At 67.5% G+C, this 16918-nt stretch carries 15 protein-coding genes; 11 read left to right on the top strand and 4 right to left on the bottom strand.

The features are described from left to right. Positions 1–1197: an amino acid ABC transporter permease gene (locus FRZ61_RS11990; protein ID WP_225309222.1), complete on the bottom strand. Its 1197-nt coding sequence runs from the start codon at positions 1195–1197 to the stop codon at positions 1–3. Positions 1198–1293: 96 nt separating this feature from the next. Further along, positions 1294–2319: an amino acid ABC transporter substrate-binding protein gene (locus FRZ61_RS11995; protein ID WP_151117904.1), complete on the bottom strand. Its 1026-nt coding sequence runs from the start codon at positions 2317–2319 to the stop codon at positions 1294–1296. Positions 2320–2528: 209 nt separating this feature from the next. On the opposite strand from FRZ61_RS11995, the gene metC reads away from it, so the two are divergent. Genes metC through FRZ61_RS12010 form a run of 3 tightly spaced genes read left to right on the top strand, consistent with a single transcriptional unit; the run spans position 2529 to position 4989 of the window. Next, entirely contained in the window at positions 2529–3746 is a 1218-nt protein-coding gene (gene metC / locus FRZ61_RS12000) for a cystathionine beta-lyase (protein WP_151117906.1), read from the top strand. Then, positions 3743–4144 (top strand): phosphoribosyl-AMP cyclohydrolase, encoded by a 402-nt coding sequence (gene hisI, locus FRZ61_RS12005; RefSeq protein ID WP_151117908.1) that lies wholly within the window; start codon positions 3743–3745, stop codon positions 4142–4144. The genes metC and hisI overlap by 4 nt, the downstream gene beginning before the upstream one ends. A 17-nt stretch (positions 4145–4161) precedes the next feature. Continuing rightward, positions 4162–4989 carry a sulfotransferase gene (locus FRZ61_RS12010; protein ID WP_151117910.1) on the top strand — a complete coding sequence of 276 codons (828 nt, stop codon included), beginning with the start codon at positions 4162–4164 and terminating at the stop codon, positions 4987–4989. 27 nt (positions 4990–5016) lie between these two features. Here FRZ61_RS12010 and FRZ61_RS12015 read toward each other — a convergent pair whose 3' ends face one another. Next, entirely contained in the window at positions 5017–6699 is a 1683-nt protein-coding gene (locus FRZ61_RS12015; RefSeq protein ID WP_191909416.1) for a vWA domain-containing protein, read from the bottom strand. A gap of 381 nt (positions 6700–7080) precedes the next feature. Here FRZ61_RS12015 and FRZ61_RS12020 point away from each other — a divergent pair, with 381 nt between their 5' ends. From FRZ61_RS12020 to FRZ61_RS12055, 8 genes are read left to right on the top strand one after another with little or no spacing between them, the layout of a single operon-like run. Next, positions 7081–7635 carry an A24 family peptidase gene (locus FRZ61_RS12020; RefSeq protein WP_151117914.1) on the top strand — a complete coding sequence of 185 codons (555 nt, stop codon included), beginning with the start codon at positions 7081–7083 and terminating at the stop codon, positions 7633–7635. 9 nt (positions 7636–7644) lie between these two features. Further along, entirely contained in the window at positions 7645–8661 is a 1017-nt protein-coding gene (cpaB, locus tag FRZ61_RS12025; RefSeq protein WP_151117916.1) for a Flp pilus assembly protein CpaB, read from the top strand. An 8-nt stretch (positions 8662–8669) separates the two neighbouring features. Further along, complete coding sequence (locus tag FRZ61_RS12030) at positions 8670–10088, top strand: type II and III secretion system protein family protein (protein ID WP_191909417.1); 1419 nt, start codon at positions 8670–8672, stop codon at positions 10086–10088. A 26-nt stretch (positions 10089–10114) separates the two neighbouring features. Then, on the top strand, positions 10115–10780 hold the full coding sequence (locus tag FRZ61_RS12035) for a CpaD family pilus assembly lipoprotein (RefSeq protein WP_191909418.1): 666 nt from the start codon (positions 10115–10117) through the stop codon (positions 10778–10780). Between the two features lie 10 nt (positions 10781–10790). Further along, entirely contained in the window at positions 10791–12029 is a 1239-nt protein-coding gene (locus FRZ61_RS12040; protein ID WP_151117922.1) for a P-loop NTPase, read from the top strand. 3 nt (positions 12030–12032) lie between these two features. After that, positions 12033–13745: a CpaF family protein gene (locus FRZ61_RS12045; RefSeq protein WP_151117924.1), complete on the top strand. Its 1713-nt coding sequence runs from the start codon at positions 12033–12035 to the stop codon at positions 13743–13745. Beyond that, positions 13742–14734: a type II secretion system F family protein gene (locus tag FRZ61_RS12050; protein WP_151117925.1), complete on the top strand. Its 993-nt coding sequence runs from the start codon at positions 13742–13744 to the stop codon at positions 14732–14734. Before FRZ61_RS12045 ends, FRZ61_RS12050 begins: the two co-directional genes overlap by 4 nt. Next, positions 14731–15711: a type II secretion system F family protein gene (locus FRZ61_RS12055; RefSeq protein WP_151117927.1), complete on the top strand. Its 981-nt coding sequence runs from the start codon at positions 14731–14733 to the stop codon at positions 15709–15711. Before FRZ61_RS12050 ends, FRZ61_RS12055 begins: the two co-directional genes overlap by 4 nt. 14 nt (positions 15712–15725) lie before the next feature. On the opposite strand, the gene FRZ61_RS12060 is transcribed toward FRZ61_RS12055, so the two are convergent. Continuing rightward, positions 15726–16856 carry a tetratricopeptide repeat protein gene (locus FRZ61_RS12060; RefSeq protein WP_151117929.1) on the bottom strand — a complete coding sequence of 377 codons (1131 nt, stop codon included), beginning with the start codon at positions 16854–16856 and terminating at the stop codon, positions 15726–15728. Between the last annotated feature and the right edge of the window lie 62 nt (positions 16857–16918).

The raw sequence follows: 16918 nt of genomic DNA on the forward strand, positions 1-16918 counted from the left end.
TCAGCGCTCCACCAGCGCGATATGGCGGTTGTACCAGTTCATGAACAGCGAGATCAGGAGGCTGATCACGAGATAGATCGCCATGGTGATGGCGATGCATTCGACCGCCTGGCCGGTCTGGTTCAGGGTGGTGCCGGCGAAGACCGCAACCACCTCCGGGAAGCCGATGAAGACCGCCAGCGAGGAATTCTTGGTGAGGTTCAGATACTGGCTCGTCAGCGGCGGCACGATCACGCGCAAGGCCTGCGGCAGCACGATCTTGCGCGTGACGATACCGCGCTTCAGCCCCAGCGCCAGCCCCGCCTCGGTCTGCCCGTGGCTCACGGCCTGCACGCCCGAGCGCACGATCTCGGCGATGAAGGCCGAGGTGTGGATCGAGAGACCGACCAGGAGCGCGATGAATTCCGGCGCGATCTGGAAGCCGCCCTTGAAGTTGAAGCCGGCCAGCTCCGGGAAGGACCAGGTCATGCGGAAGCCGAAGATCAGGCCGACGATCATGGGCACGCCGACGATCAGGCCCAACCCCACCCAGAAGGAATGGAAGGGCTGGCCGGTCATCATCTGCCGGCGCCGTGCCCAGGCGGAGACGAGAACCGCGCCCAGCGCGCCGACCAGGAGCGCCACGGGCATGATCCCGAATCCCGGCTGCAGCTCCGGCACCGGCGCATAGAGGCCGCGCTGGTTCAGGAAGAACAGGCCCAGTAAATCGATGCTCTGGCGCACGCCCGGCAAAGTCGAAAGCACGCCGAAATACCAGAAGATCAGCTGCGCCAGCAGCGGAATATTGCGGATGACGTCGACATAGACCGCCGCCAGCTTGGCGATGATCCAGTTGCTGGAGAGGCGCGCCACGCCGACCACGAAGCCCAGCACGGTCGCCAGCACCACGCCCACCGCGGCGACCAGCAGCGTGTTCAGGAGCCCGATCAGCAGGGCCCGCCCGTAGCTCGAGGTCAGCGAATAGGAAACGAGCTTGAAGGAGATGTCGAAGCCGGCCACCCCGTTGAGGAAGCCGAAGCCCGAAGCGATGCCGCGCTTGGCGAGATTGACGCCCGTGTTATGGACGAAGAACGCCGTCAGGAGGACCAGGAGGCCGAGCACCACCGCCTGGTAGAACAGCGCGCGCGCCGTCCGGTTCTTCCATAGAGGCACCGTGGCGCCGGAAAACCGGTCCGCGCGGTCGACCATGCCGGTCATGCCGCCTCCATCCTGCTGCTGGCCAAAAAGACGAGAGGCGCACCCCATCCCTCGGGACCGGGTGCGCCTCCGTGGTTTCCGTCCGTCTCGCCGGCTTCAGCGGGCGGGCGGCGCGTATTGCAGGCCGCCCTTGGACCAGAGCTCGTTCAGGCCGCGAGCCAGGCCCAGCGGGGTCTTCAGGCCGACATTGCGCTCGAAGCTTTCGCCGTAATTGCCGACCTGCTTCAAGATGTTATAGGCCCAGGCGTTATCGAGCCCGAGCATCTTGCCCATCTCGTCCTCGACGCCCAAAAGGCGACGGACCTCCGGGTTGTCGGAGCTGGATTTCACCTGATCGACATTGGCCTGGGTGATGCCGAACTCCTCGCCGATGATCATGGCGAAGAAGGACCAGCGGACGATGTCGCCCCACTGGTTGTCGCCATGGCGCACCGCCGGCCCGAGCGGCTCCTTGGAGATGATCTCGGGCAGGATGATGTTGTCGGCCGGATTCTTGAGCTGGGTGCGCTCGGCCGCGAGGCCGGAAGCGTCGGTGGTGTAGGCGTCGCAGCGGCCTTCGTCATAGGCCTGACGGGCCTGGTCGGAGGTCTCGAACACGACCGACTTCAGCTCGAGATTGTTGGCGCGGAAATAGTCGCCGAGATTCTTCTCGGTGGTGGTGCCGGTCTGGACGCAGACGGTGGCACCCGACAGTTCCTTGGCGCTGTTGACGCCCAGCTCCTTGCGGACCATGAAGCCTTGGCCGTCGTAGTAGTTGACCGCTACGAAATCGAGGCCGAGATCCGTGTCACGCGACAGCGTCCAGGTCGAGTTGCGCGCCAGAAGATCGATCTCGCCCGATTGCAGCGCGGTGAAGCGCTCTTTCGAGCCCAGCGGCACATATTTGACCTTGGTCGCATCGCCAAAGACCGCCGCGGCCACGGCGCGGCAGATATCGACGTCCAGACCGGTCCAGTTCCCTTTGTCGTCCGGCGCGCCGAAGCCGGCGAGGCCCGACGGCCCGTTCACGCCGCAAGTCACCTGGCCGCGTCCCTTGACGTCGTCGAGCGTGGAGGCCTTGGCGCTGCCGGTGGCAAACACCACCGCCACGGCGGCCGCGGCAATCATCGCAATTTTGTTCATTTGGCAGTCCTTCCCTGTAATGGCTACCCGCGAGCGCGGATCGGTTTCGGGGCGATCCGTTCTCCGGATTTTCCGCCCAGCCCTGCTATAGCGTTCAACATCGGGGGCTGGAGCACAACCCCCTTGTTGCAGCACCCTGTCGCGACCTTTAACACGAGCCTTCCCGGTGCTACAAGCCAAGGCCTGCTGCAAGCCTTGGAAAATCAATTATGAGTGACCGCCCACCCGACGCCCTGCCTGCCGGCGACGACACCGTCCTCACCCATGCCGGCAACCGGCCGCGCGACAATTTCGGCGTCGTGAATCCGCCCGTCTACCATGCCTCGACGATCCTGTTTCCGACCGTCGAAGCGCTGCGCGAGGCCCAGGCCAGCGCCAGCCGTTTCTCGATGGTGACCTATGGCCGCCAGGGAACGCCGACCACGATCGCCTTCGAAGAGACGGTCGCCCGGCTCGAGGGCGCCGACCGCGCCCTGGCGCTGCCCAGCGGGCTCGCCGCCATCGCCGCCTCGCTGATGGCCTTTCTCAAGACCGGCGATCATCTGCTGATGGTCGACACCGTCTATGGCCCGGTCCGCACGCTCTGCAAACGTTTACTGACCGATTTCGGCATCGCGACCAGCTTCTACGATCCGGCGGTGGGTGACCGGATCGAGGGCCTGATGCGGCCGGAAACCAAGGTCGTCTATCTCGAGGCGCCGGGCTCCCTCACCTTCGAGATGCAGGATGTGCCGGCGGTCGCGGCCGCGGCCAGGGCCCGGGGCGCCACGACGATCATGGACAATACCTGGGCCACGCCGCTCTTCTTCAAGCCGCTCAAGCACGGCGTCGATGTGGTGATCGAGGCGGCGACCAAATATATCGGCGGCCATTCGGATCTGATGATGGGCGTGGTCGCCGCCGACCATGAGCGGCTGATCCGGATCAAGACCGCCGCCCATATGATGGGTCATGCCGCGGCGCCCGACGATTGCTACCTGGCCTTGCGGGGCCTGCGGACGCTCTCGGTGCGCCTCGAACGCCACCAGCGCACCGGCCTGGCCCTCGCGCGCTGGCTGCAGGCCCGCCCCGAGGTCGAGCGCGTGCTGCACCCGGCCTTGCCGCAGGACCCCGGCCACCGGCTCTGGCAACGCGATTTCGCCGGCGCCACGGGACTGTTCGGCATCGTGCTCAAGCCCTGCGCGCCGGCCGCGCTCGAATCCATGCTCGACGGCATGGAGCTCTTCGGCATGGGCTATAGCTGGGGCGGCTACGAGAGCCTGATCCTGCCGGTGGATCCCAAGGCGATCCGCAGCGCCACCCGATGGGAGACCGCCGGGCCGACCTTGCGGCTCCATGCCGGCCTCGAGGATCCGAAGGATCTGATCGCCGATCTCGACCGCGGTTTCGCCCGCCTGAATGCGGGCGGCGGAGTGCAGGAGCCATGAGCGACGCTTCCCTGCCGGCGGAGATCGCCGCGGCGGTGCAGTTCGACCGCGACGGCCTGGTCGCCGCCATCGCCCAGCAGCATGACACCGGCGAGGTGCTGATGCTCGCCTGGATGAACCGAGCGGCGCTGAGCGAGACGCTGGCGACGGGCGATGTCTGCTACTGGTCGCGATCGCGCCAGAAGCTCTGGCGCAAGGGCGAGACCTCGGGCCAGCGGCAGCGGCTGGTGGAGCTCAGGGTCGATTGCGACGGCGATACCTTGCTGCTGCTGGTCGACCAGACTGGCGTCGCCTGCCATACCGGCCGGCGCAACTGCTTCTTCAGGGCCTGGCGCAACGGACATCTCGATACGATCGCCGAGGTGCTGGTCGATCCGAAAACGCTCTACGGTTTCTGAGACTCTCGGGGAAACGAATGGCCGCGACTGAAAAGCCTCCCGTCTTCGTGATCGGGCCGACCACGCGCTGCGGCACCAGCCTGCTGCAGCGCCTGCTCAACTCCACCGGCAGGATCGTCGTCTATGGCGAGAACTTCGCCCTGCTCCAGACCTTTCCGGACATCATCCGGAACTACCAGCGCGAGGCCGACGCCAAGCGCAAGGTGATCGCCATGGCGCGCGATCTCCTGGTCGAGAAGAAGGAGGATTTCGAAGCCTCGAGCCTGTTCCCCGATTTCGACAGCTACCTGCGCGCGCTGATCGGCTCCTTCCGGCTCCTCCTGCGCAGCTATCGCGACGATGCGGCGGCGCTGGGATTCGAGCGCTGGGGCATCAAGCACCAGATCCGCAGCCAGACCAGCTTCGCGATCCTGCCGCGCCTGCTGCCCGACGCGCGCTATGTGATGATCTATCGCGACCTGCTGCCGGTGGCGCGTTCGGCCAAGGCGCGCTGGCCCGGCGATTTCCGCGGGCCCCAGGACTGGCGCCGCTTCGCGCGCAACTGGGCGGACAATATCCGCACCATGCAGCGCCTCAGCGGCGACGCGTTCCTGCTCCTCAAATACGAGAATTTCACCGCCGATCCCGAGCCGCACCTCCAGCGCCTCGAGCGCTTCGTCGAGATCGACGGCATCGACCGCGCGGTCATGACCCGGCGCATCAACGACCAGCCGCGCTTCGCGCCCGACGGCAGCGCCGTCACGGGCTACCGCCCGCCGCAGCCGCTCAGCGACGAGGAAACCGACCTGATGATGTCGGAATGCGCCGCCTTCTACCGCGAGCTCGGTTACGGGGCCGCGGGCTGAACGCCCCGGGCGCTGCGCCAACCGGCGTCACATCGACAGGCGCAGCTTCGACAGGTTCGAGGCGATCTGGTTGAAGGCTTCCTTGAGCTCGTCGACGGTCGGCGCGTTATAGTAGTAGGGCGCGTTGGGCTCGGTCGCGACCGACTGCAGCAAGGTCGTCAGGGTCGAGCTCGTGTTGTCGAACTGGATCACATAGACCTTGATGCCCTGCGCCTTGACGTTGGCGGCGAGCTGCTTCAGGCGGTTGTTCAGGTTGTTGCGGGTGTTGGCGGCCGCCGGCGGCGACGGCATGAAGCCGTGCGCCGAGTTGGTGGTGGTGCCGGCGCCCGTGCCCGATCCGAACCGGCCGCCATAGGCGTCGCCATTGCCGCCCTGGATCTCGCCGTCCGTCAGCAGCACGATCGCGCGCTGGCGCGGGAACGGCACGGTCGCGACCGCGTCGTTGAAGGGATCGCCCGGCATCAACACTTCCCAGGCCCAGTAGAGGCCCTGCGGAATGTTTGTCGTGCCCGCCGGCGTCAGCAGCGCATCGATCGCATCGTCGATGGTCTGCTTCGTGTGGTTGAGCGGTGTGATGCTGTAGGCCAAGCAGTCGGCACAATCGCTGCTGGCCGGGTTGCTAATGGTGGGTGCAGACGGATGCCACCAGGTCGGCAGTGCCGGAACCGCGACCGGCTGGCTAGAATTGCCGTCATTCCAGTATGCGCCGTAGCAGCTTCGGTTCGTGTTTCGCCAGCCCGTGTTGGACGGCTCATTGTCCGGACTCGAGCCGCTCCAGGTGCCGGACCGCGATTCACCCTCAAGCAACGGGATCGGGTCATAACCCGGCCAGTATTTTCCGCCGACCGTGATATCGCCGATCTGCAGATCCGCGTCATTGGTGTTGCTGCTATCGCCGACATAACGCGCATAGACGCAGCCCTTCCAGCCCGTCCCCGGATCGCGCAGGAACAGCACCGGCGAATTGTTGACCTTGTAGAGGACGGTCTGGCCGGTCGCCCCCGTCACCGGGTTGGTGAAAGCCGGGACGGTGACGGTGGTCGTCAGGGCGGGGTTATAGGTCTGGCCGGCGATGCCGACATTGACCTTCGAGTTCCAGGGCACCAGGCCGATATTGAGCAGGTTGTAGGTGGTGCCGTCGACCGTATAGGTCGGCGCGACCGTGTTCGGGCCGTAGAGGATGCTCACCAGGTTCTTGGCGGCGTCGCGGGCGCCCTCGATCTTGGTCATGGGCTGACCCATCGAGCCCGACAGGTCGATCGAGATCACGAGATCGAGCATGTCCACCGAGCGCGTGACCTCGGTCGAGGCCTCGACGGTCATCTCCTGGAACCCCAGCACATGCATGAAGGTCGTGGGGATGGTCGCGGTGGCGCTCAACGACAGCTTGGTCTTGTCGTCATTCACCGAAATGCTCGGCCCGGTGACGGCGGCCCCCATATAGCCGTCGGGAAAGTTGGCCTTGAAGAACATGTCGATATCGGCATCGCGATTGACCGAGAACATGATCTTGCCGCCGGCCAGCGCGGCCGCATCGAGAGCGGAGGAGAGCTGCGAACGCACCATGTAACCGCGCGCCGCGTCGGTGGCGAGCCCGAGCGCGCCGATCAGCGGCACGATCGCCACGGCCATGAAGGTGATGACGGTGCCCCGGCGGTCCGCGGCGAACGCACGGATGCCGGCCGCGCAACGCCGCCAGGCTTGGCGCAAGCGGGCTTGCGGATCCCTGGGCGGATTCTTGGCGCATCGATCCATGGCGCCCAGATACGCCGGTTCGCTTAAAGGAATCTTTAAGACTAGACGCAGCTTGCGGTGAATTTGCCGAAAGCTTTCGCGGTCAACCCAGGCTTTCCGCGATGAATCCAATTCGCGGAAAAATTGCATGCCCATGGCGCCGCGATCCGGTCGCCGCGGCCCGCAAAATGCCACAGCGAAACTGCCACATCCACGCGTCGCCCGACGCGCGCCGGCCGGCTCGTTTTACCGAACCTTAAGCCTGAGGTGGTTCGCTGAAGCCTGCCGGAGAGCGCCCCGCCACGCCGTCCGTGGCGCTCCCGTTCTCGCCGACCGCCATGAGGTAGACCGTCGATTATGCTGAGCCCGGTCGTCCACCTGCTCATCATCGCCTGCTTTGCGGGGCTGCTGCTGTTCGCGGCGGCGCAGGACTTGCTGTGGCTGAAGCTTCCGAACCGGCTGAGCCTGGCCATCCTGCTGCTCTATCCCGGCCATGTCCTCGTCTCGCCGGTGCCGGTGGAGTGGCAGTCCGCGCTCATTCTCGCCGCCTTCGTGCTGGCGGGCGGCATCTTCTGCTTCTTCATGGGCTGGGCCGGCGGCGGCGATGCCAAGCTCTTCACGGTGGTCTCGCTCTGGGCAGGACCCGGGCTGTTTCCGCTGTTCCTGCTGCTGACCGGCGTCGCCGGCGGCGTCATCGCCGCGGTTCTGCTGGCCCGGCGTCATCTGGCACCGCGTTTCGCGCCGCGATGGGCCATCGCCCACGGGATCGGCGCCCACGCGGCCGTGCCCTCGGGCGGCGCCACGACCGCGGATCCGGCGGCCCGGCGCCTGGAACGGATGAGCCTGCCCTATGGCGTGGCCATCGCCTTCGGCGGCCTCGCGGTCGCCGTCTCCCTTTTGATGCAAGGCTGAGGTCCCCCCATGTCCGCACGCAGCCTGATGCTGTTCATCGCGGCCCTGCTGATCGCCGGCACGGCCGTCTACATCACCCGCGGCGTGCTCGAGGCCCGCAAGCCCGCGGAGCAGCCGGCCGTGACCCAGGCCGCGCCCGCCCCGCCGCCGGCCGCCGATACCTCCATCCTGGTGGCCGCCGCCAATCTGCCGACGGGCACGCTGCTGAAGCCCGAGCATCTGAAGTGGCAGGCCTGGCCGCAGAACGCCATCACGCCGGCCTTCTTCGCCCAGACCAGCGCCAAGATCGAGGATTTCGTCGGTGCCGTGGTGCGCCGCGGCGTGGCCGCCGGCGAACCGATCCAGGCGACCGCCGTGGTGAAGCCCGGAGAGCGCGGCTTCCTCGCCGCGGTGCTCAAGCCCGGCATGCGCGCCATCTCGATCGGCGTGGGCGACGTCACCGGCATCGCCGGCATGATGCTTCCGGGCGATCGCGTCGACATGCTGCTGACCCACGACCTGCCCGGCGACGACAACAGCGAGGGCAGCAAAGAGACCCGCCACGCCACCGAGACGGTGCTCGAGAATATCCGGATCCTCGCCATCGACCAGACCCTGGACGACATCAAGGGCCAGCCTGTCTCGGGCAAGGTCGCGACGCTCGAGGTCACGCCGAAGCAGGCCGAGATGATCGCGGTCGTGGTGGAGCTCGGGCGCGTGCAGTTCAGCCTGCGCAGCCTGGCCAAGGATCAGCCCGAGGACAGCCCCGCCATCGCCGCCAATCCGGCGGCCGCCGATACGGTCGGCACGAAGAGCGACGACGAGGTCCTGGCCGGCGGCCCGGGCGATGACAGCGTCTCCACGGGCGGCGCGACGAAGCCCGCCCCCGCGGTGCTGCCGGAGCCGGTGGAAGAGGATTCCCCGCCCACGCGCGGCGAGACCTACACCTTCGACAGCGAAGTCAGCCGGCTGCTGGGCCGCAAATCCACCGTCAAGGTCCAGGTGGTGCAGGGCAGCACCGTTCAGCAAATGACCTTCGACCGATGAAAGGCATCATGATGCGCCTCTCCCTGCAACGGCTGGTCTGCGGCCTGGTGATCCTGGCCGCTTTCGCCGTCGGCGCGATCCTGCCGGCATCGGCGCAAGAGCAGATCACCGCCACCGGCGAGAAGATCCAGATCGAGCGCGGCGAAGGCACCCTGCTGCGGGTCAGCCAGCCCGCGGCCTCCGTCTTCGTCGCCAATCCCGAGATCGCCGACGTGGCCGTCAAATCGCCGCGGCTGATCTATGTCATCGGCAAGAAGTCGGGCGAGACCACGCTCTATGTCGTCGACGAGAACGAGAAGGTCCTGCTCAGCTCGACGGTCGTGGTCTCTCACAACCTGTCGCGCCTGACCGAGGAGCTGCGCCGCGTCGTGCCGAACGGCGACGTCACCCCCCATTCCGTCGATGCCGGCATCGTGCTGGACGGCGCGGTCGCGACCGCCGCCGAGGCCGAGGACGCCCGCCGCCTGACGACGCGTTTCCTCGGCGAAGGCGAAGAGGTGATCGACCATCTCGCCATCACCGCGGCCAACCAGGTCAGCCTCCGGGTCCGCGTCGCCGAGGTTTCGCGCAGCGTCGTCAAGCAGCTCGGCATCGACTGGAACATGGCCGTCACCGCCGGCGGCTTCGCCTTCGGCTTTGTCACGCCCGGATTCGCCAGCACCTTGCTGGGCGCGGCCACCACGACCCAGACCGGCACGGCCTTCTCGGGTTCCTACAGCGGCGGCCCGGTCGACCTGAACGGCCTTATCGACGCGCTCTCGACCGAGGGCCTGGTCTCGGTCCTGGCCGAGCCGAACCTGACGGCGCTCTCGGGCGAGACCGCCAGCTTCCTCGCCGGCGGCGAGTTCCCGATCCCGGTCGCGCAGGACTCGAACGCGGGCTCGAGCACCATCACGGTCGAGTTCAAGAAATTCGGCGTCAGCCTCGCTTTCACCCCGACCCTGCTGGGCGATCGCCGCATCAGCCTGCGCGTGGCGCCCGAGGTCAGCGCCCTGACCAATGATGGCGCGGTCAAGCTCGGCGATTTCGTCATCCCGGCGCTCACGACCCGCCGCGCCGAGACCACCGTCGAGCTCGCCAGCGGGCAAAGCTTCGCGATCGCCGGCCTGATCCAGAACAACCAGCGCCTCGATGCCGACAAGGTGCCGGGGCTGGGCGACATCCCGATCCTCGGCGACCTCTTCAAGTCCGACAAGTTCCAGCGCCAGGAGAGCGAGCTCGTGATCCTGGTGACGCCCTATATCGTGCAGCCGGTCTCGGCACCTCGCCTGGCCGCGCCGACCGACGCCACCACCGGCGCCGAAGGCAGCCAGAAGCTCGCCTATGGCTCGGGTGCCGGCGCCGCCGCGGACGACCAGCCGACCGCCAACGGCGCGGCCGTGCCGGCCGTCGGCGCCAACGGCCCTGTCGGTTTCGTCGTCCAATGAGGCGACCCAGCAAACGGATGAACGTCATGAACCGCGCCGCGCTCGCCCTCTTCGCCGCGCTCGCCCTCTTCCCCGCCCTCCAGGGCTGCGAGGAGCAGCAGCAGGATCGCTATCTCACGCTCGCGACCTGGAAGCAGGCCACGCCCGCGGCCGAACCGCGGGTCCAGACCGTGGCCCTGACCCACGCCGTCAATTTCGCGCCGCGCTCGGCGGCCCTCGCCGGCGCCGAGAAGACCTCGCTCCTCGATTTCCTGGAGCGCCAGAACATCAGCTCGGGGACGCGGATCATGGTCAGGCCGAACGCGCCCGAAGGCACCGATGCGGGGCTGCTCGCGGATCGCATGGGCGAGGTGCGCCGCGTGCTGGCGGCGCGCGGCCTCGTCGTCGATCTGTCGCCGCCCCAGCAGGGCGGCAATCCCGACCAGCTCGCGGTGGTCGCCCTGAAGTCGCAGGTCGTTCCCATCGCCTGCCCGGGCTACAACGCGCCCATCCAGCTCGATCACGAGCTCCGGCCCAATCTCAACCCGGGCTGCGCAAACGCGATCGATCTCGGCCTGATGCTCGAGAATCCGAACGATCTGGCGCAGGGCCGCGACTTGCCGCCCGCCGACAGCGAAGGCCAGTCGCTCTCCATCCAGCGCTACCGCACCGGCCAGACCTACGCGCCGGTGACGCAGAGCACCACCGACTAGCGACCGGACCATGCTGAAGCTCGCCAAACGCTCCAAGAAGGACGACGCGGCCAAGGCCGCTTCCGCCCCCAAGAAGGCGGGGGCGCAGCGCATGGATTGCGTCGCGTTCGTCGCCGACAACCAGACCCACGGCGTCGCCAGCGGCGTCGCCAAGCAGCTCTTCGGCAAGTCGCAGGTCCGCGACGGCGGCAGCCGCGAGGCGCTGGAATACCTGACCGACAACGCCGCGCCCGCCCTGCTGATCGTCGACATCACCGACGCGCCCAAGCCGCTCAACGCGCTGCTGCCGATCGTCGCCGCCTTCATGGACGACACCAAGGTCATCGCGGTCGGCAACGTCAACGATGTCCAATTCTATCACGAGGTGATCGAAGCCGGCGTCGCCGACTACATGGTCAAGCCGATCACGGAAAAGGCGCTGACCGCGACGATCAACCGGATCACCCAGCCCACCGCCGCCTCCGGATCGGGCGACAACCGGCGGATCGTCACGGTCATCGGTTCGCGCGGCGGCGTGGGCGCCAGCCTGATCGCGGTCAATTGCGCCTGGCTGATGGCGCAGGAACAGAACCGCCAGACCACCCTGCTGGATCTCGACCTGCAGAACGGCACCATCGCGCTCGCCCTCGATATCGAGCCGACGCGCGGCCTGCGCGAGGCGCTCGAGCACCCGAACCGCATCGACAGCCTCTTCATCAGCAGCGCCTCGGTCAAGGTCGGCGAACGGCTCCATGTGATGGCGGCCGAGGAATCGGTCGAGGAGGATGTCCATTACGACGCCGCCGGCGTCACCCTCCTGCTCGACGCGATCAAGCGCCAGTCCGAGTGCATCGTGATCGACCTGCCGCGCAGCGCCATCAAGGCGCGGCCGCGCGCGCTGAGCGCCGCGACCGACATCGTCCTGGTCACCGACCTGACGCTGGCGGGCCTGCGCGACGCGATCCGCATCAATGCCCAGATCCAGCAGCTCGCGAGCAACGCCAAGCTCACCATCGTCGCCAACCGCTGCGCCCACAAGGATGCCTCGCTCGCGCGCTCGGAATTCGAGCGGGCGCTGGGCCACAAGGTCGATCTTCTCCTGCCCGAGGATTCCAAGGCCGCGCAGCAGGCCGCCAGCGCCGGCAAGCCGCTCATCGTTGCCGTGCCGTCGAGCAAAACAGCCGCCGCGCTGCGCCAGCTGGCGTCTCGCGTCGGACAGGTTTCCACGGAAAAGCGGCGATGGAGCTTGTGGCGCCGCCGCCAGGAGTAGCCCATGGCTCCCGATGGCGCTCGTGACCGCGCCGCCCCGATTGCCGGCGGCACCGAGCTGATCGCGCGCATCGCGGAAGAGCTGCATCCGGTCGTGGAGCGGTTCTTCGCGGGGCGCGACGTGCTCTCCTTGTCGCGCCAGAGCCTGTCGATCGAGGTCGGCCAGGCGGTCACGACGGTGCTCGACGGGCGCAAGATCCCGCTGAACCTGCTCGAGCGGCGCAACCTGATCGCCCAGCTCGTCAGCAACCTGATCGCGAACGCCGAGGAAAAGGCCGGAATCTCGGGGGTCGTCAGCAGCTCTGCCGAGCCGGCCGCCGCCGATCCCGGCTCGCCCGCCGCCACGGAGCTTCCGCCTTCCGCCGAAGCAGCGGCCCCGGACGCGGCGCCTCCCCCGCCGGCGGCACCGGCGCCCGTGATTCCGACCCCGGTCATGGCGCCGCGCAAGGCGCCGGCCGCACGCGCCCATATCGAGGTCGCCAAGGACCAGATCCAGGCGCTCGTGGTCGAGCGCATCGACCTCGCCGCGGCGGTGAAGCTCGAACGCGGCGAGCTCGGCCGGCAGATCGCGCAGATCGCCCAGGAGGTCCTGGCCGAGCAGAAGATCCGCCTCAATCAGCGCGAGCAGCGGGACCTGACCGAGCTGCTGCTCGACGACATGCTGGGGCTGGGTCCGCTCGAGCCGCTGCTGGCCGACGAGACCGTGACCGACATCATGGTCAACGGCCCGAACCAGGTCTATGTGGAGCGCGGCGGCAAGCTCGTCGTCACCGACGTCAAGTTCCGCAACAACCAGCATGTGATGAACGTCGCGACCCGCATCGTGTCGCAGGTCGGCCGGCGCGTCGACGAATCCGTGCCGCTCTGCGACGCGCGCCTGATGGACGGCAGTCGCGTCAACATCATCATTCCGCCGCTCGCGATCGACGGGCCCAGCATCTCGATCCGCAAATTCTCCAAGAAGGGCATCACGCTCGACGTGATGGCCCGGCAGCGCAACATCTCGGACGCGCTGGCCACGGTCCTCAAGATCGCGTCGCGCTCCAAGCTCAACATCCTGATCTCGGGCGGCACGGGCTCGGGCAAGACCACGCTGCTCAACGCCATGTCGCAGATGATCGACAATGGCGACCGCATCGTCACCATCGAGGACGCGGCCGAGCTCCAGCTGCAGCAGCCCCATGTGGTGCGCCTCGAGACGCGCCCCGCCAACCTCGAGGGCGAAGGCGAGATCACCATGCGCGATCTCGTCAAGAACGCCCTGCGAATGCGCCCCGACCGCATCATCCTGGGCGAGGTGCGCGGCTCCGAGGCGGTGGACATGCTCCAGGCCATGAACACCGGCCATGAAGGCTCGATGTCCACCATCCACGCCAACCGGCCGCGCGAGGCCCTGACCCGCCTCGAGAACATGGTGGGCATGGCCGGCATCAACCTGCCGGCCAAGGCGGTGCGCACCCAGGTCGCGGCCGCGATCGACATCATCGTCCAGATCAGCCGCATGCGCGACGGCATGCGCCGCGTCACCCATGTCGTCGAGGTGGTCGGCATGGAAGGCGACGTCATCATCACCCAGGACCTCTTCACCTACGAGTTCGAGGGGGAGGATGCCGACGGCAAGCTGCGGGGCCAGTTCAAGTCCTCGGGCCTGCGGCCGCATTTCACGCCCAAGGCCGCCTATTTCGGGCTGGATCGGGCGCTGTTGGAGGTCATATGACCGGCCCCATCCAGCTGTCCCAGCTCCTGATGGCCGCCGGCGTGCTGGGCGTGCTCTCGCTCGGTCTCGTGATCGTCGCCCTCTTCTCCGGCGCCAAGGACCGCCGCCAGCGGCAGCGCCGGCTCAAGCGCGCGCAAGGCGTCACCGCGAAGATGCAGGAACAGGAGGCGCTCTCGGTCCGCCGCGACGCCAGCGAGCCCCTGCCCTTCTTCGACCGCCTCGCGCGCGCGGTGCTGCCCAACCCGACCAAGATCCGCCAGCGCCTGGCGCGCAGCGGCAAGAACATCTCGCTGGGCCAGTATGCGCTCGCCTGCCTCGTGGTCGGCGTTCTCTCCGGCGGCGGCATCAAGCTGGGGCTGGGCTGGCCGGGCCTCGCCTGCCTTCTCATCGGCGTGACGCTGGGCCTGCTCCTGCCGCATGTCTATGTCGGGTTCCTCGGCCGGCGCCGGCTCAACCAGTTCAACGCCTATTTCTCCGAGGCGATCGACCTCATCGTGCGCGGCCTGCGCTCGGGCCTGCCGGTCACCGAATCCATCAAGGCGGTCGGCCGCGAGATCGCCGATCCGGTCGGCGTCGAGTTCCGCCTGATCGCCGATTCCATCACCTTCGGCATGACGCTCCAGGAGGCGCTGTGGGCCGCCGCCGCCCGCATCGACATTCCCGAATACCGCTTCTTCGCGATCACGCTGGGCATCCAGCAGGAGACCGGCGGCAATCTCGCCGAGACGCTGGACAACCTGTCCCAGGTGCTGCGCCGGCGCCGGCAGATGAAGCTCAAGATCAAGGCGCTCTCGTCCGAAGCGAAGGCCAGCGCCTACATCATCGGTTCGCTGCCCTTCATCATGTTCGGCATCATCATGGCCGAGAACCATAAATACGCGATCACGCTGTTCGTCGACCCGCGCGGCTGGGTGATGCTGGCCTTCGGCTTCGCCTGCTATGGGCTCGGCATCGGCATCATGTGGAAGATGGTGAAGTTCGAGATATGAGCCCCTCAATCGAAGATTATCTGCCGACCGGGGTCACGATCGAGGACGTCATCACCATGATGGCGGGGGCCTCGACCTTCCTCGTCGTGGTCGCGGTCTGGCACGCCTTCCTGCGGCGCGAGATCGGCGGCCGGCGCCTGCGCGAGCTGGCCCAGCGGCGCCAGGCGCTGCGCCACGACTATCTGCACGGTACCCGCAAGCGCGAGAGCATGCTCAGCACCGGCGGCATGCGCCAGGTCGTCGACCGCCTGAAGCTCCTGCGCACGAGCAAGAGCGAGGCGATGCAGCGCAAGCTGGCCCAGGCCGGCTGGCGCTCCTCGGACGCGCTGGTGCGCTTCCTGTTCGCCAAGCTGGTGATGCCGTTCCTGTTCGGCGGCATCTCGCTGTTCCTGTTCCAGATCATGCATCTCTATCACCTGCCGACCATGACGCGCCTCGCCGTCATCATGGGCAGCGTGGTGGTGGGGGCGCTCCTGCCCGACATCATCGTGAAGAACACGATCCTCAAGCGGGCCGACAAGATCCGCAAAGGCCTGCCCGACGCGCTGGACCTGATGGTGATCTGCGCCGAAGCCGGCCTCAGCCTGGACGCCTCGCTCAAGCGCGTGTCGGAGGAATTCGGCCGCTCCTGCCCGGAGCTCGCCGACGAGCTGGCAATCACCTCGCTCGAGCTGGGCTTCCTGCCCGACCGCCGTCAGGCCCTGATCAACCTGGCACAGCGCACCGAATCAAAGGGCATCCGCGGCCTGGTGAACAACCTGCTGCAGTCGGACAAATACGGCACGCCCCTGGCGCAGTCGCTGCGCGTGCTGTCGGCGGAGTTCCGCGAGGAACGCATGATGCGCGCCGAAGAGAAGGCGGCGCGCCTCCCCGCCCTGATGACGGTCCCGATGATCGTCTTCATTCTGCCGCCGCTGTTCATCGTCCTGATCGGCCCGGCCATTCTCCGGGTGATCGACGCGCTCAGCCATATGTGAGAACGATGCGGCGCTCAGCGAAAATCGGAACTCATCCGCACCGAGCTGTTCGGCGGGGTGGCTGGCTGCGCCTCGGGCGCCGCGACGGGCTGCTCGATCTCGCCCATGGCGGCGACGGGCGAGCCGCCATCGCGCGGCTCTGTCACCGCGGGCATGACGGCGGGTGTGCTGACGGCACTGCCGAGCGGCGCCGCGGGAGCGGCCATGCTCGTCGGAGCCAGCGCACTGCTGGCCGCATCGCTGCCGGCGCTGTGGTCGGTCGCGATGCTCTCGGGATCGGGCGCCGCCACGACCGGGACGCCGTTGGCCTCCGGCAGGGCCGCGACCGGCGTCGCGGTCGGCACCTGGTCGGCATAATGGGCGCCCAGCGCCGAGGCGATGGTGCGGTCGTCGCCCATGCCCTTCAGCACGTTAAAATAGGTCATGTTGCGCTGGACGGTCGCGGGATCGAGGTCGCGTTCCGCGAGCTCCTGCGCCTGCTCGCGATCGCCGGCGAGGCCGTAGACGAGGGCCAGGTTCTGCCGGTAGCGCGCCGTCGCCATCGGATCGTTGCTGGTCCGCTGCAGCAGCGCGATCGCTTCCTGGTAGCGGCCCTCGAGGGCCAGCGAAAGCCCCAGATTGTTGTTCACCTCGAGATTGCCGGGCGAGAGCTGCAGCGCGGTCTTGTAGTAGGTCTGGGCGGAGGCGTGATCGCCCAGCATGTCGTAGGCGACGGCGATGCCGTTATAGAGGCGATAATCCTCGCCGGTATCGAGCGCCTTCTCGTACTGCGCGACCGCGGCCTCGGGTTGGCCGGTATTGAGATAGGCCGTTCCCAGGCCGCGCAGCGCTTCGGCGTTGGTGCCGTCGAGCTGCAGCGCCGCGCGATAGGCTTCCGCCGCGGCCGCGGGCGATCCCAGCTTCGCCAGGGTCTGCCCCAGCTGCATCAGGGGTTGCGGATCGGTGGGATTGAGCTCGTGCGCCTTCTGATAGAGGCCGACGGCGCTCGCGAGATCGCCCTCGTTGCGCGTCATGTCGGCGACGCGCATGACGGCGTCGGCGGAAACCGTGGGGGGCTGCTGCACCGTGCTGGCGCAAGCGGAAACGCCCAGCGCCAGGATCACTGTCGGCAACAGACGAGCGCGAATACGGGATACGGGCTGCATGGCCCAAAGACTATCCCCGCCATGGTTAGCGGAAGGTAAAAACCCATGTCGCCACTTACACT

It is taken from the genome of Hypericibacter adhaerens (assembly GCF_008728835.1).
Classification (GTDB): Bacteria; Pseudomonadota; Alphaproteobacteria; order Dongiales; family Dongiaceae; genus Hypericibacter; species Hypericibacter adhaerens.